Below are 22405 nucleotides of genomic sequence, written 5' to 3' on the forward strand. Positions count from 1 at the left end.
TCTCCTGGTACAACAGCAAAAAAGCCTGAATCCTTTCCCGCTAAGGAATAGATCCAGGCTTATTGCAGCATTACAGGTTTGATCAGGAGGCGAAGGCAAAGTCTTAACGCCGCGTGGAATGCGGCTGGCGGGCACGGGGCGGACCCAGCACCTCCGCCCACACCAGGCCGCTGCGCAGCGTGTCAGGGTCGCCCGTGAGCGGATGGCTGGCGAATGCCGGTGATGCTGCGCCAATGCCCTCTCCGCCTGCTTCAGAGCCCGCAGACGGGACGGCAGCCGCCATTCCGTCGAAGGCAGCCTGCAGCGCCTCCAGCTCCCGCTGCATGCGTGCTGTGCGGGCCTCCAAGCTATCCAGGTCATCGGCCTGCTCCAGAGACACCCCTTCGCCGGTCTCATCACCGGCAACCGGCTGCTCAGCCTCAGCCCAGGCTGGCGAAGACGGGGCTTCATGTACATCCGGCTGCGGGGCAGGCAGGTCTGTGTCCGCCCTTGTCCCGGCAGGCGCCGGGAAGCCACTGCCCTGCTGCTCCGCACGCCCGGCCTTCCGGCGGCGGGGCAGCGTATTACCGATGTCCCCTCCGCCGCCGCCAAAGGTAGGCATCCCCCCGCGCGGGGCCTGTTTGTCTTTGCCCTTCTTTTTGTTCAGATTGGTGATGATCGCTATGGCCGCAAGCACCAGGAAATAGATCACGCTGCTCATGGGAGCTCACATCCCTTTATTTGTGGGGCGGACGGCTGGCGTCGTCCCCATCGTTTAGTTTGCCGAGGGAGCCGCGCATCTGCGTATCTGCCTCGATATTTTTCAGATTCATATAATCCATCACACCAAGCTTACCGGAGCGCAGGGCTTCGGCCATCGCCAAGGGTACCTGGGATTCGGATTCAACGACCAGCGCCTTCATCTCGACCACGCGGGCTTTCATCTCCTGCTCATGGGCAACCGCCATCGCCCGGCGTTCTTCAGCCTTCGCCTGGGCGATGCGCTTATCCGCTTCTGCCTGCTCAGTCTGCAGGTACGCACCAATATTCTTGCCTACATCCACATCCGCAATATCAATGGACAGAATTTCAAAGGCCGTCCCTGAGTCGAGACCCTTGGATAAAACAGTGCGGGAGATAGAATCCGGATTCTCCAGCACATCCTTATGCGAATTACTGGAGCCGACTGTGGTTACAATCCCCTCGCCGACACGGGCAATAATCGTCTCTTCGCCCGCACCGCCGACCAGCCGGTCGATATTGGCCCGCACCGTTACACGTGCTTTGACCTTGACTTCAATTCCGTTCTTGGCCACAGCCGCAACAATCGGCGTCTCAATGACACGCGGGTTAACGCTCATCTGAACCGCCAGCAGCACATCGCGTCCGGCCAGATCGATGGCGGCGGCACGTGTGAATTCCAGCGGAATATCCGCTCTCTGGGCGGCAATCAGCGCGTTCACTACCCGGTCCACGTTCCCTCCGGCCAGATAATGGCTCTCCAGCTGATTGATATTCAGCCCCAGCCCAGCCTTGGTCGCCTTAATCAGCGGATTGACAATCCGGCTAGGTGTTACCCGGCGCAGACGCATCGCTACCAGCGTGATAATGCTGATTTTGACCCCGGAGGCCCATGCAGATACCCACAGCATTACCGGGAAGAAGCTGAAGAAGACGCTTAGTACAATAATCACGGCTACCGCGATCAGCAAAAAAGTAATCATAGATGCTTCTAACATACGCTTATCAACCTCCTATATCTTGATAGACAACAATTATTTCGCAGCTTCCTTCACGACCACGCGGCCGCCCTCAACCTTCACCACGGATACGGCAGTCTGCGCCTCGATGAACCCGCCTTCTGTCACCACATCTATCCGTTCACCGTCAAAGGTGGCGGTTCCAGCCGGACGCAGCGGGGTTACGCTCATGCCGGAGGCTCCGATCAGACGCAGCTTCTCCGGGACAGGAACAAACCCTTTGTCTCTGGTAAGGCTATCCTGAAGGATGAAACGGTTCCAGATCCCACGCTCCTTGAAGACCACGGCTACAAACACAATGACCACAGCCGCTGCCGAAAAAGCAATGCCAAGGCTGAACAGCGCATGCGTAAAGCTGTATGCAGCCCTTACAACACCAGCCACCAGACTGATGGACCCGAGTATCCCCAGAATACCGAAGCTCGGCACAAACAGCTCCAGAATCAGCATTACCAGTCCCAGAATGAACAGCAGCAGCGTCTCCGCCCCGGCGAAGCCAGCCACATAGTTGCCGAAGAAGTAAAGGGCGAACGCCAGCGTACCGACAACTCCGGGCACCCCAAAGCCGGGCACCAGCAGCTCGATGAACACACCGGCGATGCCCACGAAGAGCAGAATCGTCATGACCACCGGATGGGTCAGAAATTGCGACATTTTCTCCGCACCGGTATGCTCAATGCGAAAAATGTCGTCTGTCGAGTAGCCCAGCCAGGTAATCGCCTCCTGCTCCGTTCCAGCAATCCGGTCGGCGTAACCGGCCTGAAGCGCCTCGTTGCTGCTCAGAGCGATAATCTCGCCCGCCTGCTTGTTCACGCCCAGTTCCGGGCGGTTAACTACCAGATGAACATCCATCATGCCGGCAGCCACTTCAGGATCACGCCCATTCAGCGAGGCAGCCCCGATCATTTTGGATTTCCAGTACGATACCATCTTGGCGTCTTCCACGCTCTTCCCGTTCATGTCCACCAGCGAAGCAGACCCGATCATGCTGCCCGGCTTCATGATAATGGCATCCGCGTTCAGCGCGATATAGCTGCCTGCCGATGCGGCGTTGCCTTTGATATAGGCCACTGCCGGGATCTTGCTGTCTCTGACCAGGGTGCCGATTCGTTCGGCGGAATCCACCCGTCCTCCAGGCGTATCGATCTCCAGCACAATCAGAACTGCGCCGTAATTCGCCGCTTCCTGAAAGCCCCGTTCCAGAAAGCTCTGCAGACCCCGCTCAATCTCCTGGTCTACCGGAATAATGAACACAGGTCCGCTGACTACTGTACCCGAAGCCGCTCCCGGTGCACGGACCGCTTCATTATCTGCCTGAATCGTCCCCGCCACCGGCAGGAACAGAAGAACCATCAGCGCCGCGATACAGGAGAATATGATGGTACGTAACTTATTCAAGCCTGCGCCCCCCTTTTGTACATGAACCATTGCATTCTCAACTTATCATTGTATGTACGCCTGCATATAATTCTTAGTATTCCATATACGCAGGTCTATCCAAAAAGATCCACATAATGAAAAACACCCCTAATGAAAGGGGTGCTAGCGTTATATTATTGCAGAAATTGCTGAACCGCCTGGTTCACGAGTTTGCCATCGGCGCGACCTTTGACCTTAGGCATCAGTGCGCTCATCACCTTACCCATTTCACTTTTCGAAGAAGCACCGGTTTCCTGGATGGTCTGTTGTACAATTACTTTAATTTCTTCTTCGGTAAGCTGCTCGGGAAGATATTTAATGATAATCTCGATTTCTGCCTTAGTACTCGCGGCAAGCTCATCGCGACCCGCTGCTTCAAATTCTTGGAGGGCATCTTTGCGCTGTTTGATCTCACGACTAAGGATATCAAGCACTTCGTTGTCGTCTAATGTTCTCTTCAAATCTATTTCAAGATACTTTATTGTAGAACGAACCATTCGAATGGTGGAGAGTGTGAACTTGTCCCTACTCTTCATCGCTTGCTTCATATCTTCGTTCAATCGTTCGCTAAGATTCATGCGTGGGTAATCCTCCTAAAACTTTCTCTTACGAGCAGCCTCAGACTTCTTCTTGCGCTTTACGCTTGGCTTCTCATAATGCTTGCGTTTCTTCACCTCAGCCAAGACACCATCCTTAGCAATGGAACGTTTAAAGCGACGAAGTGCAGCATCAATTGTCTCGTTTTTGCGAACTTTCGTTTCAGACACCAGTTTTCCCTCCCTCCGACCAGACCGTCCAAGAGCATAACAACACGGTTCATCACCTTTCATTATAGGTCAAACCTAAATAAGGTGTCAACCTTCGCGTTATTTTTTTTCAGTCAGGCTGCATATAGTTAGATTGCTTACTTAGGCATGAGAATTGGAGTTCCCGGTCAAGGCACCAAGCTTGGCTCCGCCCAGCAGATGATAATGCAGATGCGGCACTGCCATCCCGCTGTCCGGACCGCAATTGTTAATTAGCCGGTAGCCGGAATCAGCAATTCCCAGCTCTGTTGCGAGCTGCTGTGCTACAGCGTGAATCTCGCCGATCAGCGGCAGATCCTCAGGCGTAACCTCGTTCATGGAAGCAATGTATTTCTTAGGGATAATCAGCACATGCACAGGGGCAGCAGGCTCAATATCGTGGAACGCCAGAATCCGCTCATTCTCGAACACCTTTTTGGACGGGATTGTACCTTCGATAATTTTGCTGAATACAGTTTCCATACCACGCTTCCTCCCAGAAAATTTGTAATGCAGAAGCTTGCATCCGGCACTATCCGCAGCACTGGCTGAGATAACAGACATGAACACAACTCTCTTCCGTGCAATAACCACCCGGTACTCCCAGGAGATCACCCAGAAGAGGATCAAGTATCGTTCTGTTCAGCTTGAGCTCTGCGGGACGCACACGCCTGAATGTCTTCGGGCTTCCGGCCTGATTGGCTTCACGACAAATTTCAATGTATGGCTCTAATCATACAGGATGTTGAGCAATTACGAAAGACGGAAGACTACATTCTGGTAAAACTAGATGATTGGGGCGGATTAGGTTGGGATTGTGAGGGAAAGTGGGGGAGCAGAGTGTTGGGGATGGAATCAGGATATCAGGCGGAGGAGGGTCAGGGGGCAGGGAGTGGAGGATCATGATAACAGAGTATAGGGTGGGCAGACTGTATTATAACAGGTCTGGCGGCACGTTGTGTTCGGTTCTTTGAATACATTTGCTCCGGGCATAACTTCATCAGCACAATTGGCTCGCTAACCCTCGCTGTAGCATAATGCAGTCGGATTTTCGCATACATTTTGTTCGATTGCCTTAATGGAGGGCGCTCCCTCTATTCGGTAATCCCGCTGCTACTTTTGAGTTTCACCAAAAAAAGACAAAAAAAAGGAAACACCCTTCACAGCTCATATGAGCTGCTTCGGCGGCGGACGTATGAGAAGGAGTAGATTCCCTGTCATACGTCCGCCGAGGTGTTTCAAATAATGTCGGCTTAGCTGTATTATAACAGGGGGTTGGAGGTGTATCTGTGATTCTCATCACAACCAACCCCGTCTTTCACATTTTTTCCAAAAGAATGGTTGAACCCCCACCGCCCTGCTCTGCGGGAACTACAATCAGCTTGCGCGGCAGGCGGGCCCGAAGCTCGGGAACATGGCTGATGATACCGACGGACAGCTGGTCATTATGCAGTCTCTCCAGTGAAGTGATGACGGTGTCGAGCAGATCCGGGTCCAGCGTGCCAAAGCCCTCATCCAGGAAAAAGAATTGCAGCGGATATTGTCCGCGCAGCTGAATCTGGGCTGACAGGGCAAGCGCCAGCGACAGGGAGGTCAGGAAGGTCTCTCCCCCGGATAACGTGGACACCGGACGTCTTACGCCGCCGTTCCCGTCATCCCGGATGACGAAGCCGCCGCCTGAATCCACCTCCAGCGCATAACGCTGCTTACTTAGGAACCTTAGACGCTGTGACGCAGCCTGGCATACCTGCATCAGCTGTTCTTCAGCAATATACTCCACAAAAGCATTGCCGCGCAGCACGGTCTGCAGCTTGGATAGACGCTCCTGCATCGCCGCATGTCCAGCCCGCTTGTCCTCCAGCTCTACCCAGCGGATATGGCGCTGCTGCAGATCCTCCAGATCCCGCTCTGCCCGTGCACGGGCCTGAAGCGAGGCTTCATCCTCCTCTTTGCACCTTAGCAGCGCGTCCTGGCTCTCCTGCCATTCTTCATTGCTGAGCACAGCTCCAGCCAGCTTCTCCTCAATGCTCCGCAGCTGCAGCAGGCACTCCGCCTCTTCTTCGCGGTAGGACTTCACACGTTCAGCGGCCTGTGCCCGTTCTCCAGTCTCCAGCGATGAGGCTTCCACCTCTGCGGCCGAAGCAAACGGCGAAGACTGCAGACTCTCCTCCCACTGGGCGGCGGCGGCGGTATAATGCTCCTGCGCCGATTCTGCCGCCTGGCGGGCTACCGCAGCTTCGCGGGTCTGCTGCTGCGCCTTATCCGCTGCCCGGCGGTGTTCCTGCCGGCTGCGTTCCAGCGCAGTCTGCAGCTCCAGCAGCCTGCGTTCACAGGCGGCCAGCAGCTCCCTGGCAGGCTGGCCGCCGGTCCCTTCGCGCAGGCGCTGCTCTTTATCGCGGGCAAGTGCCTCCTTGCCTTCAAGCTGCGCATCCCACTGTGCCAGCTCCTTATCCAATCCGGCCAGTTGCTCGTTCAGCGTCTGCACAGCGAGGTTTTTCTCGTCCAGGAACTTGACGCTGATCTCCAGCCGGCTGCGGATCTCCTCAGCGCGTTCATCCTTGCCGAGCATCTCCTGATACGTTCTCTCCGCTTCCTCCGGGGCAAGCTCCGGGAAGAGACGACTCCATTCCTCCCTTAGCTTGCCGGCTGAAGCAGCCAGCTCCTCTGCCTTGGCAGACAGCCCCTGCAGCCAGGTCTTCTCTGCTTCGGCACCTGCCGCCTCCTTGTGATACACCTGTTCCAGCTCCTGCAGGGAACGCTGCCAGTCTGAAGCCGCACGGCGCAGCTCTGCGGAGCGGCCTCGCAGCGCGGCCAGCTGCTCATTCAAGGCAGACAACCAGCTATCCAGCGCGGATAGAGCTTGTTCATCCGGAAGCTGCGCGAATGTCTGGGAGCCGGGAGACTCTGGGGTAATTAAGGAATCAGGTGCGGCGTGTGAATCAGAACTGTTCAGAGAGTTAGATGCTGCATCCGAACCGGAACTGCTTGAGAGCTTGGGTACGGGTGCGGCGTGGGAAGTAATGCTTGCCGTCTTGTCCGAAGCCGGCTCCGCCCCGGCCGCGCCAGCGGCTGACTGGTGCAGCGCCTCTTCGGACGCGGCTCCCGCTAGCCCAGCGAGCCACGAGCTATCTTGCTCCAGCAGGCTGCGCAGCAAATGGCGCGCCTCCAGCGCCTGCCGGGCCTGAACGCGGACATGGCGGAGCCTATTGTCCAGCTCCTCAGGGTCTCCCTGCTTCTGTTGAAGCGCAGGGGAGGGGTGATGCTCACTGCCGCATACCGGGCAGGGAACCCCTTCTTGGAGTTCACCGGCGAGCGCCTGCGAGAGCCGGTGAACCTCCTGCTCCTTCAGCGCAGCCTCCAGCGCGCTGATATGCCCCTCCAGGCGGCCGGCAGCGTCTCCCGCTGCCCCTTCGGCCGTCCGCAGCTCTTCCTGGTCCAGGGCGGCGGCGGCTAGCAGTTCCCCGCGCCCGGCATCCAGCGCCTGCCGCCGGGACCCGGCGGCGGCCAGCCGCGCTTCCGCCGCCGCGAGCACCGCCGCGCGGCCCTGGCGTTCACGTTCTGCCGATTCCCGCTGGGCCTCGGCAGAACGCAGTCCCTGCAGTCTCTGCATGGCTTCCTGCAGAGACTGCCGCTCCTGGGAGCGGACCGCCAGCGGCTGCAGGCTCTGCTGCAGCTCGTGCTGTTTCTTTTGGCCGCGGGCCAAAAGCTCACGCTCCCGGGCCAGGCTCTCCCGCCCGGCAGCCAGGCCCCGGGCGGCTTCCTCGCGGCGCGCCTGCAGCGCCGCCCGCTCGCTGTGCAGCGCGCCGAGCTCGGCTTCCAGCTCGAGCGCGCGCCGGTACCGGCCCTCCTCCTCGCGGAGGGCCGGCTCGCCTGCGGACAGCGCGGTCTGGGCCGCTGCTTCCGCTTCTGCCCCGGCCGCCGCCTCCTGCACGGCGGCGGCGGCCAAGCCCTCAAGGCCCCCGGCGCGTGCCACCCGGGCCTTCCAGGCCTCCTCCGCGCTGCGCCAAGCCTTCAGCGCGGGCAATCTCCGCTCGGCCTCGTCCGCCTTGCCGAGCTTCTGCTCCAGGAGGAGGATCTGCTCCTCCTTGGCCAGCAGACCTTGCCGCTGCGACTCGCGGCGGGCCCGTTCCTCCTGCAGCTCGCGGATGCGGACGAAGCGCTCGGCGCGCTCCGCAGCCTCCGTGAGCCGCCCCCGGCAATCCGCCGCATGACGGATCGCCTCCTGCACACGGACGGCGGCCGCTTCCACATCTGCCTTGCCCGCGCTGCCCAGCCCCTGCTGCTCGGCTTCCAGAGCGCGCAGCGCCGCCTCGTTCTCCTTGACGCGGCGGCTCAGCTTCAGTGCCAGCCCATCGCCGTACTGTTCCAGATGGAACAGACGCTGGAGCATCTGCCTGCGGTCCACGCCACGCAGCGACAAGAACTCGGCGAATTTGCCCTGCGGCAGCACAACAGCCCGGGTGAAATCGTCCATCTTCAGCCCGATGTGCTCTTCGACACAGCGCGTAACCTCGGCCAGCTTGTCGGCCATCACAAGATCGCCGTCCGCCTTGACCTCGATGAAACGGCTGATTGTATTGCTGACCGACTGCTCCCCGGTGCGTTTGAATTTCCGTTCCACACGGTAGCGCCGCGCCCCGGAAGAGGAGTTCAGCTCGAAGGTGAAGGCCACACTGAGCTGGTCCTCGGAATGGTTCATAATTCCCTGGGTTCCGTTCACGGCGCGCTCCACTTTGCCGTACATCGCCAGTGTAATGGCGTCCAGCAGACTGGATTTACCGCTGCCCGTCGGACCAAAGATCCCGAACAGCCCCGTCTCGGTCAGGCTGGCAAAATCAATCTCCTGCTGCGCACGGTAACTCTGCAGCCCGGATAATTTCAACAATATCGGCTTCAAATCAGTTCTCCTCCCCTTCCGCAGCATCGTGCCGCTCTTCTTCCGCCAGCTCCAGGAACAGCGCAATCAGGCTGTCATCCGGCTCCGCGCCGCCGGTCTGGCGCTGATAGAACCTGCGGAACAGCTCCTGTACCGGCATGCGGGAACGGGACATTTCTTCCAGCTCCTGCTCCATCTGCGGGTAGATCGGGCGAATATGGACGATGCCCTCCCGTGCCTTGCGCAGCCGCTGGATATCGTTCATGGACATGGCCTCGGTCAGCCGCAGCTCCAGATCGATGAACGCCCCGGCGTCCCGGCCCTCATCCAGCCAGCCGTAGACCTCCTGCAATCCGCCCGCAGACTTCCAGTTGACCAGCGGCCGCCCGCAGCGGAGATAGATCTCCTCGAACACCGGCTCCCCACCCGGCGCGACATCAATCATGGCCACCGATTTGGCCTGACCTGCTTCAGAGAAGCTGTAAGCCAGCGGGGAGCCGCTGTAGCGGATCATCCCGTCGCCTTTGACCCGCTGGGCGCGGTGAAGATGCCCAAGTGCCGTATATTGCGCGCCGCAAGAGAGTGCCGAAGGATCAACGGTATACGCACCGCCGACCTGGATCGGCCGTTCGGAGTCACTCTCCACGCCACCCAGCACATAGATATGGCTCATCGCCAGATTGACGGTCTGCGGGGTGAACTCGCGCCCAAGCAGATTCATCAGCCGCCCGACCCGGGCACTGTAAGCCAGCCGCAGCTCAGCCTCTCCGCTATCCCCCGCAAGCAGCTCGCCGAGCCGGGCTTCAGAGGGGTAAGGGAGTGCAGCGATTTTGGCAATCTCGCCGGTTCTGAGCGCATGCACAGTGACCGGTTCCGAAGTCGGCATTCCGACGAGCGTAATCCCCTGCCTGCGGACAAGCGGGGACACGGAAGCTACGCGCTCAGGCTGGTCGTGATTGCCCGAGATAACCACCAGCGGACGGCCGCCTGCCGTCAGTCGGGCCGCCGCGTCATAGAACAGCTGCTCCGCTGCAGCCGGAGGATTCACCGAATCGTAGACATCCCCCGCCATCAGAATCAGATCTGTCCCGGAGGAATCGGCAATCTCCACCAGCTCATCCACGAACTGCTCCTGCTCCTTCTGCCGGCTTCGGCCCTCCAGCGTCCGCCCCAGATGCCAGTCTCCTGTATGCAATATGCGCATTTCCGCCCTCTTTTCCCCGCCTGTCTGCGGCAATCATATATAAAAAGCACTTAAGATTTGAACTCAAAGCTTGGCCGTCGCTTAGTTGAACATTTGGACTTCCGTCCGCTGTTGTCCTCTGATTTCATTGATCTTTCATTCTGTTCGAGGTTGAAGTAGGTTGACAGCGGCTGCACCTCATCATCGGCCATTTAATCCTGCACGAAATACAACCTTCCTGCGCCAAGAAGCCTTCTTATACTGGAATTGTTGCAAGAAAGACAACTTTCCCCCTGCTACAGGCCGATGTACAGAGCTATTCTTGTATTTCATACAGCAATCCGATCCAACACGGCAGCAATGTCTACACTCAAGCTGTAATAAGTACAACATTCCGCAACATTCTAAGGGACAAAAACAGTCAGTTCATTCGCTCAGCCAACGCTCGCCAGACCGCAAGCCTATAATTTGTCTTAGCTACCGTTCAGCACTCTATATCCGCCGCTGTTACCGCAACCCTTCTCCACCGCTCACAATCTCACAGCATGTCCGCCTTCGAAAAAGTACAGCCATATCTCGCTGACCGGCTCGCCCAGAATATCCAGCAGCGCCTTGCTGTACAGCTCGAGCTGGAAACGGTATTTGTCTGACAGCTGTGCAAGCCCGTCCCCGTGCGGAGGGATATGATCTGTTTTGTAATCCAGCAGAATCAGCCGTCCCTTTTCCCGGAACAGGCAGTCGATCACCCCTTGAATCATTACTGTCTCCGCAAAATCACCGCCGCCGCGTTCATCCGCAAGTCCGGCAGCCGCTTCATCCAGATAGTCAAGCCCCCGGTAGGCTTCACCGGCTGGCATCGTGTAGCTGAAGGGCTGCTCTCTGGTCTTCCATACAGAGTGGAAGAGTCTGTGGCCCAGCTCACTCCGGCAGAACTGCCCAACTTCCTCCAGCACCACCGCATCCGCCTGTTCCCTGCTAAGGATAGCAAGCCTTACAAGACGCTCAAGCGTAGCCTCCAGCACTGACCGGTCTAACGGCTCATCCAGGGGAATATGCTGCATCACCGTATGGTAAGCCGTTCCGCGCTCGGCAGGGGTAAGTCCCCGCTGCTCCATGAATTTCGGCCGCTGAAGATGCAGGCTGTCCCTATACCCGCGCTCTTTCCGTTCGTCCGGTCCACCCGGAAGCCTCCGCTCCTCCAGTTGGTCGTAAGAAGGCTGCTCCTGCATCGATAATAATCCCTTGAGCTCGGTGACCGAGGTCTTAGCAGGGATGCTTGAGGCTGCCGTGTACCGGTAAGTCCAGCCCAGTCTCTCCGCAATCTGTGCAGTAGCCGGGGTCTCAGGTGTTGACACCGCGCTGCCCCTGTGGAGCGCCTCCAGAATGACCCGACGTTGTTCGTTCTTGTCCTGATCGCCGTCCCCGGCAAGGAAAGCGCCCGGGCTAAGCTCCGCTGCTCCAGTCACCGTAATACTCCAGTTCGACTCATCGCCATGCAGCACCGTGGATACTGGCCCCTCGCTGCCTGCCAGCTTGCGCAGAATAGCAGCGGCAGGGTGGCGGATCAGCGCCGGTCCCACCCAATCCAGATAACTGCGGCCCCGGGCCAGCAGGTGATCCGCCAACAGCAGCTCTTCGCGGCCCTGCATCGCTGCCCAGCCCGAAACCGTGCGCGGCAGATCCCTGACCGTGCCGACCAGAATCATTTTGTCACGCGGACGGGTCAGTCCGACATAGAGCACGCGCATCTCCTCAGCGAGCAGCTCCAGCCGCGAACGGCGGTTAATCGCCAGATAGGGCAGTGTCGGGTAGCTGACCCGGGTCTCCCGCTCCACGAAGCGCGGCCCGAAGCCAAGCTCCTTGTGCATCAGGAACGGAGAATGCAGGTCCTGACGGTTGAACATTTTGGCCATGCCTGCCAGGAAAACAACAGGGAACTCCAGACCCTTAGACTTGTGGATCGTCATAATTCTGACGCCCCCGGCCTCCTCGCTGCTTCCTCCGGCAACCCCCAGATCGCCGCCGTTCTCTCTCAGCCGTGAGATGAACACCAGGAAGCGGAACAGTCCTCTGGCCGAGGTCTCGTTCTCGAATTGAACAGCCCGGTCATACAGCGCCTTCAGATTGTTCTGGCGCTGAAAGCCTCCGGGAAGCCCACCGACCCACTCCAGATACCCGCTCTCACGGTAGATCCTCCAGATCAGCTCGCTTAAGCTTCCTTGCCGGGCAGCATTTCTCCAGTTCTCCAGCCTATCCCTGAAGGACTTAAGCTTACGCTGCAGCGTAATAGGAATATCACGCAGCGCCGCCGAAGCATCGGTTCCGTCAGTTATACCTTCCTGTACACCCTCATTTGCTGACGATGGCGTAAGCTCTGACGCAGCGGCTGTCTCTCCGGCTGTGTCACCGGTACCGGCATCCTGCCCCGCAAGCAGCGCGGCATCCCAGAACAGATCCGGCGGATTGTCCCGCAGTGCCTCTCCTGCTTCAGAAGCCGCAACCAGCGCATCGTAGAACGTCCCTCTGCTGCACAGCCGCACCTTCGCCAGCTCCTCCTCCCGGAGATTCACCACCGGTGAGCGCAGCACTCCGGCTAGGGGAATGTCCTGACGGGGATTATCGACAATCTGCAGCAGGGAGAGGGCAATCTCCACCTCCGTAGCCTGGAAATACCCCTTGTTCTGGTCACCGTACGCCGGAATCCCTTCAGCCCGCAGCTCCTCAATCATCAGCGGCGTCCATACCCGGGCCGAACGCAGCAGAATGACAATGTCGCCGTATACTACGGGACGCATGATCCGCAGTGCTTTATCATAGATCAGCAGCGGCTCACCGCCGGTCATTCCCGTCATCTGCGAGATACGCCGGGCAATAGCCCGGGCTTCCAGCTGTGCAGTCTCACTCTCAGCAGCCTCCAGCTCCAGAAGGGGCAGCTCATCGCCCTCTGCTGCTTCGTCCGCCGGCCCTGGGGCAGAGCCTCCCTTATCAATCAGCAGCAGCTCCGGCGCAAAATAAGTATCCGGGCCTTTCTCCGCAGCTCCCGGGAAGTTCGCTCCGTACACCAGCTCTGCCCTCTCATCATAGCTGATCTCCGCGACATTGCTGTCCATGATCTGCCGGAAGACCATATTCACCGCATTCACCACTTCCAGCCTGCTGCGGAAATTGCGGGCCAGATCGATGACCAGGCCATCTTCCCGTTCCTCCTGTCCCGGATCAGTCCCAGCCGCCCGGCCCTCTGCCTCACCGTCATGCAGATTGTTGCCTGCACTGTCTCCGTAAGACAGCCCATGACTGAACCTGCGGTATTTGTCCAGGAACAGGCCCGGCTCCGCCAGGCGGAACCGGTAAATACTCTGCTTCATATCCCCGACCATGAAGCGGTTGCCGGGGGCTTCCCGGGAGATCAGCCGGACAATCTCCTCCTGTACACTGTTGGTGTCCTGATATTCATCCAGCAGCACTTCGTCGAACTGGCTGCGGTACTCCATCGCCGCATCCGACGGGAGAGAACGCCCGGGCTGCGAGTCCTTATGGCGCAGAATCTGCAGGCAGTAATGCTCCAGATCACTGAAGTCCACCAGCCCCCGGCCTGCCTTCTCCAGCCGGTAGCGCTCGCCGAACGCAATTACGGTCTCCGCCAGCTCCTGCATCAGCGGAGCCGCCGTATGAAGTTCCCCCAGGAAGGATTCCGCCGGACGGCCGAACAGGGATTTTTGCAGCTCGAGCAGGCTCTTCTTCACCTGATCCCGGATCGCCTTCACGCTCTCCTGAAGCAGCGGATCAGTGGCATCCTTCTTGCAGGGCTTCAGCTTCCCGAAGGAGATCTCCATGAAGATATCATACAATCCGGCCCAGGGCTGCGAGTCCACCGCGTCCAGCAGGCCCTGCGCCATCTCCAGATCGGCAGCAAGATTCTCCGCATAAGGCGCCGGACCTCCGGGCTGAAGCGCGATCTCACGCCCCTGCTCCAGCTGGCTGACCGCGCCCTTCAGCGTAAGCCGGGCTTCGGCAAGAATGCTCTGCACCCAAGGCGTATGGCTCAGAGCCTCAGCATCCGGCAGCGCAAAGTCTGCTGCGGTATCCCGCAGCCACTGCGCAGGCCAGGGATGGCTGCGCGCAAAATCATGCAGCCGCTGGATCAGCGAATGCACTGCATCATCGCTTCGTTCACCGCTGAACCAGTCTGCGAGCTGCACAAACAGGGTATCTTCCCCGTCCTCGGCAACCTCGCCGTATTTCTCCTCCAGCAGCTCTTCCAGCAGCTCCTGGCGCATCATCTCCGCCTCATGCTCATTCAGGATACGGAAGCCGGGATCAATCGGAATCATCTGGTAATACCGGCGGATTACTTCAAGGCAGAAGGAATGCAGCGTGGTAATGGAGGCTCTGCCCAGGAGAGCAAGCTGGCGGCGCAGATATTCGTTCCCGCCCTCACTGTCCTCCGCAAGCTTACGCTCCAGCGCTTCCCGGATACGCTGGCGCATCTCGGAGGCGGCAGCCTTGGTGAAGGTTGCCACCAGCAGCCGGTCCACGCTGAAGCCAGCTTCCTCATTGCTGATCTTGCGGATAATCCGCTCGACGAGAACCGCAGTTTTGCCGGAACCGGCTGCCGCCGCCACGAGAATATCGCTGCCGCTCTCGGCAATGGCGCGCCATTGGTCGTCACTCCACAGACTGCCTTCCGGCTTCGTCTCGGGTATAGGTCTTGTGCTCACAGCTTCTCTCCTCCTTTGCGGGACAGCAGATCCCAGATCACTTCTTTGCCCGGCTTACTTAGAATGTTATAGCTATTGCCTTCCACCGTCTCATCGAACTGGCAGACGGGACGGAAGGAGCAGAAGGTGCAAGCCGTTTCCTGCTGGATGCGGTAAGGCTGTATTGCCACATCCCCCTCCGTAATGCTGGTACCGATCTCCGAGATCGTGCTGCGCACCGAGGACCGCAGCTGCCCCCACTGCTCTGGGGTAGCTACAGATGCGCTGCTGTAGAAGCTGCCGTCGCTCTTCAGCGCTACCGGAACAATAGAGGAATACCCTTTGTCGAGTGTGGTATCCATCAGCGAGACCACCTCACGGTCGGCGGTCAGCAAGCCCTTCATCTTGAAGCGCTTCATCAGCTCCTGCTCCGCCTGCTCCCGGTTCATTCCGTTGGCTGAGGTCAGGAGCGGATCATGAACGTGGAAATAGAGCGCCCCGGCAGGCAGAGCTTCCTGGCCAAGCCATTGCTCGGAATAAGTCAGCAGCACATCAAGGTACGTTAACATCTGCAGCGACAATCCATAGTAGACCTCATGCAGCTTGAGGTCCTTCTGGCTTGATTTGTAGTCGATAACCCGCAGCAGAATCCCCTGCTCCCCTTCAGCCTTATCCACCCGGTCAATCCGCCCGACCACCTCCATGACACAGCCGTTCGGCAGTGTAATTCTCAGCGGAGGCAGCTCCTGTCCCGGGCCGAAATCCAGCTCCAGCCCGACCGGCTCGAAGCTCCCGCGCCGCGAATGCTCCCCGAGGATGACCGAAGCGCGGCCGACAATATTCTTCAGCTTGCGAGAAATATAGCCGTAGCGCTTGCTGCTCATCAGAATCTCTCCCTGTAACAGCGGAGACAGCTTGTCTACGGTTTTCCCCGCTTCCGTGCGGCATTCCTCCGCAGTCATGCTGCCCCAGCTGCGGCCTTGCTCCTGCAGCCGCTTCGCCATCTCACTGAGGGCCGCATGAAAGAGTTGCCCGATATCCGGGGCTTGGAGCTTGTAGAGCTGGCGCTCCTTCAGCCTCAGCCCGTAGGAGGCGAAATGGGAGAAGGAGCAAGCGACAAACCGTTCCATCCGTGACACGCTGCCGCGCAGCGTGGAACCGCCATACAGGCGCAGGCTTGTCTCCTTCTTCAGCCGTATGCCTTCATTGCGGTAGAACAGCGAGCTGAGCAACCGCTCCAGCTTCAGCTTCATGGACAGATCCGCATGGCGGTATTCCGCTGCCTGTTCACCCGCAGGCTTGTCTGCGCCCTGCTCCGCTGCAAACCAGTTATAGACCTCCCACCACATGCCGGGTATCTCTGCTCCTTGACGCCACTGGCGGAGCTGAAGCAGCAGCATGCGGAGCGTCTGCTCAGGATGGCCGATGAAGTCCATATGGACAGCGTCGTCGTCATTGCCGCTCTGCGGGAAGCCGGAGAGGAATTGTTCATCCAACATATGCGGGAACATTCCCTGCAGCTGGCGGATGACCTCCGAAGGCAGCAGCGCCTTGCCCTCATCGTCAGCCACAGCATAGCTGATCCACAGCTTCCTGCTGGCCGTCGTAAGCGCATTGTAGATCAGGAAGCGCTCATCCAGCAGCTTCCGGGATGAGCCCGGCGCAAGCTCCATACCAGACTTCTCCAGCAGGAGGCGCTCCCCCTCGGAAAGAATTCCGTCTTCCTTGAACTGCGCCGGAACCACTCCTTCGTTGAAACCGAGCAGGAAGGCGTACTTCACCCCCGACACCCGGGTACGGTCCATCGTACCTACCAGCACCTGGTCAAGTGCGGGCGGCACGAGCCCCATCTTAAGCTCTGCCAGACCGGTCTCCAGCACCCCGGCGAACAGGCTGAATTCTATCCGTTCTTTGCCCATCATCTCAGCAATCTGGTCCAGCAGACCCAGAACAGCGCCCCAGAGCTGGCTATGCTCCCGTGCGGCCTCCGGACGGCCTTGCTTCAGAGACTCCGCTCCCATCCCTTCAAGCTTGCGTGCCGCTTCCGTATCCTCCAGCAGCAGATATACCGCCCGGCATAGCTCCAGGCCGCTGCGGCTGGCTTTGATTCTCTTCTCAAACGCCTGCAGCGGTCCTGTAATCGCACTCCGGCAGGCTTCCATTCTGGATAGCATGGCTTCATCTACAGCCTCACTTCCCTCCAGCGACAGGCGGGGAATCCCCTTCCAGGATCGCCCGTCCGTCCAGCGGTAGCCGTGAATGCCGCAGGCCAGCACGTAATTCTCCAGCTCATCCATATGAGTGCGGGTAATGCTTCCGTCCAGCGGCAGCAGCAGCTCTGTCTTCACGCAGCGGAACACATCTTCATAACGCCAGCGGCGGCGGACGACATCCAGGGCGGAGCGGATGAATTCCACCAGCGGATGATGCAGCTCACTGAGCTTCTGGTCCAGGAAGAACGGAACGCCGAAGTCCTGAAATAACGGAGCAATCAGCGGCTCATAATCGGCCATATTGCGCATGAATACTACCATTTCCCCGTATTTGGCTCCCGATTCTCTGGCCAGGGCCTGCATCTCCCGCAGCACGCCCTCCACCTCGGTGCGGCCTGAAGCCGCAGCCCGGATGCTGATGGCTTCCTTCACCTGTTCAGCCGGTCCTGCCCAGGGATGCCGGCGCTGTAATCCGCGCTCCAGATGGGCGAGTACGGGAGCGTCCTTGAACCTTGGGAGGACGGGCGGAGCCAGCAGCTCATCCCATACGGTAAGTCCCATCTCCTCCGCTATTCCCCGCAGCTTAATATAAGTAACCACCGCCGGATGGAACAGATCCAGCTCATGCGGGGCAACGCCCGCCGGATAGATCCGGTCCACTGTGAGCGCAATAGTCATTGTGTCCGCGTACTGCATCAGCTCACGTAAGACGACAAATTCCTGGTTGCTGAAGCCGTGGAAGCCGTCCACCCAGATCTCGGCGCCGCGGATATAGGCAGAGTCCGCAATATGCTCAGCCAGTTCGGCCAGTCTATCCTCTTCATCTATATAGAGCTGTGACATCTCCTGGTCCAGCTCGCTGAAGACGAGATGCAGATCATCCAGCTTCCCGGCCAGAATAGGGCTGCCCAGCGTGGCATCCCGCATTCTGCCGATCTGCTCCTCCAGGTCTCCGGCTCCAAGACAGCAGCGCTTAAGCTCCGTGTGCAGACTGCTTAGCCGCTCTACAAATCCCGGCCGGTCCGAGGAAGCGCCGAACAGCTTCAGCTCCTCCTTGCGTTTGCTGATAATCTTGTAGATCAGCATCTTCTTGCCTTCTTCACTGATGGGCAGACTCGCGCTGCCGCCGGTCTCCTGCTTCACCCGGTAGGCAAGCCGCGAGAAGCTGAGCGTCTGGGCGCGCAGACTTCCCTTCACGCCGCCCGCCGCCAGCAGTCCCCGTTCCGCTCCGAACGATCCCTGTTCGGGAACAAGTATAATGATCGGGGCTCCCAGCGGCTCTGCCTTCAGCCTGGAGGATACCCGCTCCCATATTGTAGTCGTCTTGCCGCTGCCCGAGCGGCCGATGATGAAGTTAACCGTCATTTCAGCAGACTCCTTCCGTTGAACCCTGGCACTCTATGACACCAGAATCTATGAAACTTCTCGTCTCAATAGTATAGCATACCTCCACCACACGCTCCAGAACGTACGTTTGCCATTGTTTGCAAAATAAAAGACTCTCCCGGAGCCGCGCAAACGGCGGACGGAAAAGTCTGCATAAACTCATGTAAATTAGTTTCAAGGCTAACAACTAGACCCTTATTCCTTCCGCTCCGTCCAGCCCAGGGTGTCCGTACCGATTACGATCGTGCCGATCGCATCACCGTATACATAGGACAGCTCGACCCGCCGCCGCTCCGCATCCACCACGCAGGTGCTCACGTGCAGCGGACCGCTGCCGTCCGCCGCATCTTCGGGCAGACACAGCGTCAGAATTCCAGCCTTGCCGGCCCAGGCCGCCCGGCCCTCTACTACCGGAATCTCCGATTTGGAGCCGTAGACCTCCGATACCCAGCCCTGCTCCTTACTAACCGTGAACTGTTCATCCATCAGGCCGCTGGTCATCCAGCTCATATTCAGCTTCACTGTAGAGCCGGGATAGACCACGGTTACTGTAGGCTGTGCGGCTGCGACTTCGGGTTCTCTGGCTCCGGTCATTGCTTCTCCAGCCGCTCCGGCTTCGGAAGACAGCTCCAGCACCGCCTCCGGGTGCAGATGGAACCGCTGCTCCAGCTCATGTTCGCCATCCGCCTCCAGCCAGTCGGCAATCAGCAGCAGCGGCACCTCCACGCCCAGCAGCACCCAGCGCCGGTGCATGACCGGACCGGGAAGACGGATGTATCCGTCATGCGCGGCATCAATGAAATGGTAACGGCTGTTGCTCTCCCAGCGGAAGGTGCTGGCCTTAGCAACAGGCTCGCCCCATTGCTGGGTGGAGATATACGGCGTCTGATCCAACCCGCCTACGGTGATGGTGTTGTGCGCGCGGGTACTTTTGAAATAACGGCGCCACTCCCCTTCCTCGTAGGTGTACCGGCCGGTATCCGTGAAGAGCAATTGCCCTTTCCACATCCACTCCAGATTCAGCGCATCCGCATGACCGTGCGCTCCGCCCATCTCTGCGGCATCGAAGAACAGATACTGCTGCGGGTCCCGCATCACATAATATCCGGTCTGCACAAAAGCCACGCTGTTCACCGAAGGCGCAGACTCCGCCTGAAGCTGCACACACCGCTCATATGCCTCGGCTCCCAGCAGCCAGAGGCATTCTGCATTACCTGTGCCGCGTCCAATCAGCGCATCATCCTTCAGAATGGCACCCAGCAGTGTCAGCCGCTGCCGGCCGCTGCTGATCCAGTCGGAATCGCCGATCCCGGTGGACTGGTCATCCGGGCGGACCAGCGCTTCGGTGAACGCGGCCATCTTGCGGAGCTGTCCGCCGTACCAGGCAGAGAACGGGTGGCCGGACAAAGCGCCCAGCAGATAAGGCGTCCCGAACATCTCGATGGCCGCATCATGATAATGGGTGGTCAGCTCAATCTGAATCCCTTCCGGTCCGACCTGATGCAAAAGGCACAGCTCCAGGCGCTCCCCGGCCAGCTGCCGCCAATACGGTGCGCACGGATGCCCGTGATGGAAGACAGCAATCATGTATAGGCCCTGCATATGCATAATCGCATGATTGATCTCCGTGCTGCCGAGGTAACGGGTCAGGAATTCAGCATGTTCCGCAAGCCCCTCCAGCAGTTCGCTGCGGAAACATCCGTCCAGCAGCGGGCTGTCCTCCATATATTTATACGCAGAGATCCAGGACTGCACGCGCAGGCCGGTCTCCAGCAGACGCCATGGACCCGGCTTCTGGAAGAATACCGCCTCCTCATATGACGGGATCACAGGAACCGGGTTCTGCCCGCGCCAGCTGCGGAAATGCTGCATAAAGGCCGTAACGTATTCCGGCTTGCCATTCATCAGATAGGCCTTGCCCAGATCCAGCATATGCCAGTGGCGGTTGATGCCCCAGGTGAATTCGGGGTCGTTCGTAGGATTATGCAGCCAGTCCGCCACCGGCTTGCCCAGCGGAATCCAGCGGCTCAGATCGCCGGTATAAGGAATAATGAATTCATTGTCCACAGCATGTTCGGCAATCTGGACCGAGTTCTGCGCCTCGATGGGGAAATGGCGGGCATAATAAGCGGCAGCACTGCGCAGCTCAGGTGTACTCAGATAATAATCCTTCATTCCTGCTTCTCCAAGAAATCCTCACGGAACGGATTGAACACATCCAGAATCACGGAATCCTCCAGCGCCTTCACACCATGCGGAACATTATAGCCGGCATAGAAGCTGTCGCCCGCCTTCAGAATACGCTTCTCCTCCCCGACCTTGACCTCAAAGCTGCCCTTCACAATATAGCTGATCTGCTCATGCGCATCATGGGAATGAACCTCCCCGATGCCGCCTGCAGCGAAGGTAACCTCCACCATCATCATCGAGCCTCCCTTTGCAAGCAGGGTGCGGGACGAACTCTCATTCAGAACCGTCTTTGCGGCTTCGCTATTCTCTATAATCATTTCGGATCTGCCCCTCTCTATTGATAAAAAAAGCGGCCGAACCATCATGTATCGGCCGCCACCTGTAAGCTCTTATTCTTCGGTGGATAATTTCCCCTGCAGCTTCGATGCGTCAAAGCTTGGATCGGCTACAATATCCGTTGCGCCGGAGGCTCTTGCTTTCTCTAATGAAGCATTATACCGGGTATCCAGGTCTTTGATAATACTGTCCACATCGCCGCCGGTGAAGACGAATGCCGAGAACGCATCGCTCCATTTGCTGCCTTCCAGTGAACCTTCTGTAATGGTAAGCGGGTTCGCCGGGTAAATCGCGTCATAGCGCTTCGGCAGGAAGCCTTCAATGCCGGGAATGCTTGGTTTTTTGCCGGAGCTGATAACCGTAGGGATCAGCGAGATGCCGTAGCCTTTTTCATAATATTCGCTCTGCAGGCTGTCGCTGTACACATACTCCATCAACTTCCACGCTGCTTCCTTGTGCGTGCTGTCCGCACTGATGCCGATGTAGGAGCCGCCGATGATCTGCGATGCGCCCTTTATCGTTCCGTCCGTAGTCGGTACAGCAACGGCAGCCCAATTAGCGGTGGTCGGGAACTGGTCTTTGTAGACGCCGGGCTCTGCGGAGTGGTTAATGTACATGCCTATTTTGCCTTGGGCGAACTGCGCACGCAGCGGATCGATATCCAGGCTCTCTACGCCCGGCAGCATACTGCCGTCTTCGTTCATCTGACGCAGGGCCAGCGCAATATCCTTGTACATGCTGAAGTCGAATTGGCCGGTCTTGTAATTGTAGCCGTCAATACCGGTATTGTTGCTCGCGCCTGCTACAGTATTGGATGCACGCCAGAAGCCGCTTGAGCTCTTGAACGGGCTGGCGAAGCCGTATACGCCGTCCTTTTTGCCGGTTTCGGTAATCTTTTTGGCGGCAGCAACCATCTCGTCCAGTGTTTTCGGCGGATTCTCAATGCCGGCTTGCTTGAAGATATCTTTATTATAGATCAGTCTCCAGATCTGTCCGGTATTGGGCAGGGTATAGGTCTTGCCGTCAACGGTGTTCTTGTTCTCCAGCAGGCTGTCCTTGAAGGTCTCCTTCATCTCGCTGCTCATATAGTCATTGATCGGGGCCATGTAGCCTTTTTTGTAATAGGTCTGGAAGTCGTTGATCTGAAGCACATCAGGAGCCTGCTTACTGGCAAAAGCGATATCTACCGCCTGCGGATAGTTATCCCCCATCACAGTCATTTCCACTTCGATGTTATCCTTGTTCGTCTTGTTGAACTCATCAACCTTTGATTTCATGAAGTCGGCGTCGTGACGGTCGGGTGTCCAGTAGATAATTTTGGTTTTGCCGCCGCTTGCTGCTCCGTTGTCTCCCTTGGTGTCCGCCGGTTTGCTGTTACTTGCCGCGGGCTCCTTATTGCTGTCGGCAGCGCAGCCGGCCAGACTCAGTGCCAGCACTGTACTCATTGTTGCAACAACCCATTTTTTATCCATCGTTATGCCCCCTTGTGCTTGTCCTGACAGCCTGTAATCGGCTATCTGTTAACGTAATCATAATGGTTCCGCTTTCAGTGGGGTGAGGGACATTCTAACTTTGTAAGGG

General features: G+C 58.3%; 13 protein-coding genes. All 13 read right to left on the reverse strand.

Annotation, left to right across the window (positions count from 1 at the left end):
- Positions 1-103: 103 nt before the first annotated feature.
- Positions 104-700, reverse strand: a complete 597-nt coding sequence (locus MKZ07_RS15180; protein WP_036690299.1) for a hypothetical protein — start codon at positions 698-700, stop codon at positions 104-106.
- 16 nt (positions 701-716) lie between these two features.
- Positions 717-1718 (reverse strand): flotillin-like protein FloA, encoded by a 1002-nt coding sequence (floA, locus tag MKZ07_RS15185; protein ID WP_036690301.1) that lies wholly within the window; start codon positions 1716-1718, stop codon positions 717-719.
- A gap of 36 nt (positions 1719-1754) precedes the next feature.
- Positions 1755-3092, reverse strand: a complete 1338-nt coding sequence (locus tag MKZ07_RS15190; protein WP_084648768.1) for an NfeD family protein — start codon at positions 3090-3092, stop codon at positions 1755-1757.
- Between the two features lie 200 nt (positions 3093-3292).
- Positions 3293-3736 (reverse strand): GatB/YqeY domain-containing protein, encoded by a 444-nt coding sequence (locus MKZ07_RS15195; protein ID WP_036690304.1) that lies wholly within the window; start codon positions 3734-3736, stop codon positions 3293-3295.
- A gap of 15 nt (positions 3737-3751) precedes the next feature.
- Positions 3752-3925, reverse strand: a complete 174-nt coding sequence (rpsU, locus tag MKZ07_RS15200) for a 30S ribosomal protein S21 (RefSeq protein ID WP_005547957.1) — start codon at positions 3923-3925, stop codon at positions 3752-3754.
- A gap of 141 nt (positions 3926-4066) precedes the next feature.
- Complete coding sequence (locus tag MKZ07_RS15205) at positions 4067-4426, reverse strand: histidine triad nucleotide-binding protein (RefSeq protein WP_036690358.1); 360 nt, start codon at positions 4424-4426, stop codon at positions 4067-4069.
- Between the two features lie 835 nt (positions 4427-5261).
- Positions 5262-8840, reverse strand: coding sequence for an AAA family ATPase (locus MKZ07_RS15210; RefSeq protein WP_341026392.1), 3579 nt, complete (start codon positions 8838-8840; stop codon positions 5262-5264).
- 1 nt (position 8841) lies between these two features.
- A complete protein-coding gene (locus MKZ07_RS15215) occupies positions 8842-10023 on the reverse strand; it encodes an exonuclease SbcCD subunit D (RefSeq protein WP_036690310.1) in 1182 nt (393 codons plus the stop codon).
- 509 nt (positions 10024-10532) lie between these two features.
- Positions 10533-14720, reverse strand: a complete 4188-nt coding sequence (locus MKZ07_RS15220; protein ID WP_341026394.1) for a UvrD-helicase domain-containing protein — start codon at positions 14718-14720, stop codon at positions 10533-10535.
- Positions 14717-18277 (reverse strand): helicase-exonuclease AddAB subunit AddB, encoded by a 3561-nt coding sequence (gene addB / locus MKZ07_RS15225; protein ID WP_341026395.1) that lies wholly within the window; start codon positions 18275-18277, stop codon positions 14717-14719. Before addB ends, MKZ07_RS15220 begins: the two co-directional genes overlap by 4 nt.
- A 216-nt stretch (positions 18278-18493) precedes the next feature.
- Positions 18494-20473 carry an alginate lyase family protein gene (locus MKZ07_RS15230; RefSeq protein WP_036690315.1) on the reverse strand — a complete coding sequence of 660 codons (1980 nt, stop codon included), beginning with the start codon at positions 20471-20473 and terminating at the stop codon, positions 18494-18496.
- Positions 20470-20805 carry a cupin domain-containing protein gene (locus MKZ07_RS15235; RefSeq protein WP_036690317.1) on the reverse strand — a complete coding sequence of 112 codons (336 nt, stop codon included), beginning with the start codon at positions 20803-20805 and terminating at the stop codon, positions 20470-20472. Before MKZ07_RS15235 ends, MKZ07_RS15230 begins: the two co-directional genes overlap by 4 nt.
- A gap of 72 nt (positions 20806-20877) precedes the next feature.
- Positions 20878-22296: an ABC transporter substrate-binding protein gene (locus MKZ07_RS15240; protein ID WP_341026398.1), complete on the reverse strand. Its 1419-nt coding sequence runs from the start codon at positions 22294-22296 to the stop codon at positions 20878-20880.
- Positions 22297-22405: the final 109 nt, after the last annotated feature.

It is taken from the genome of Paenibacillus sp. FSL P4-0338 (assembly GCF_038002365.1).
Taxonomy (GTDB): Bacteria; Bacillota; Bacilli; order Paenibacillales; family Paenibacillaceae; genus Paenibacillus_AQ.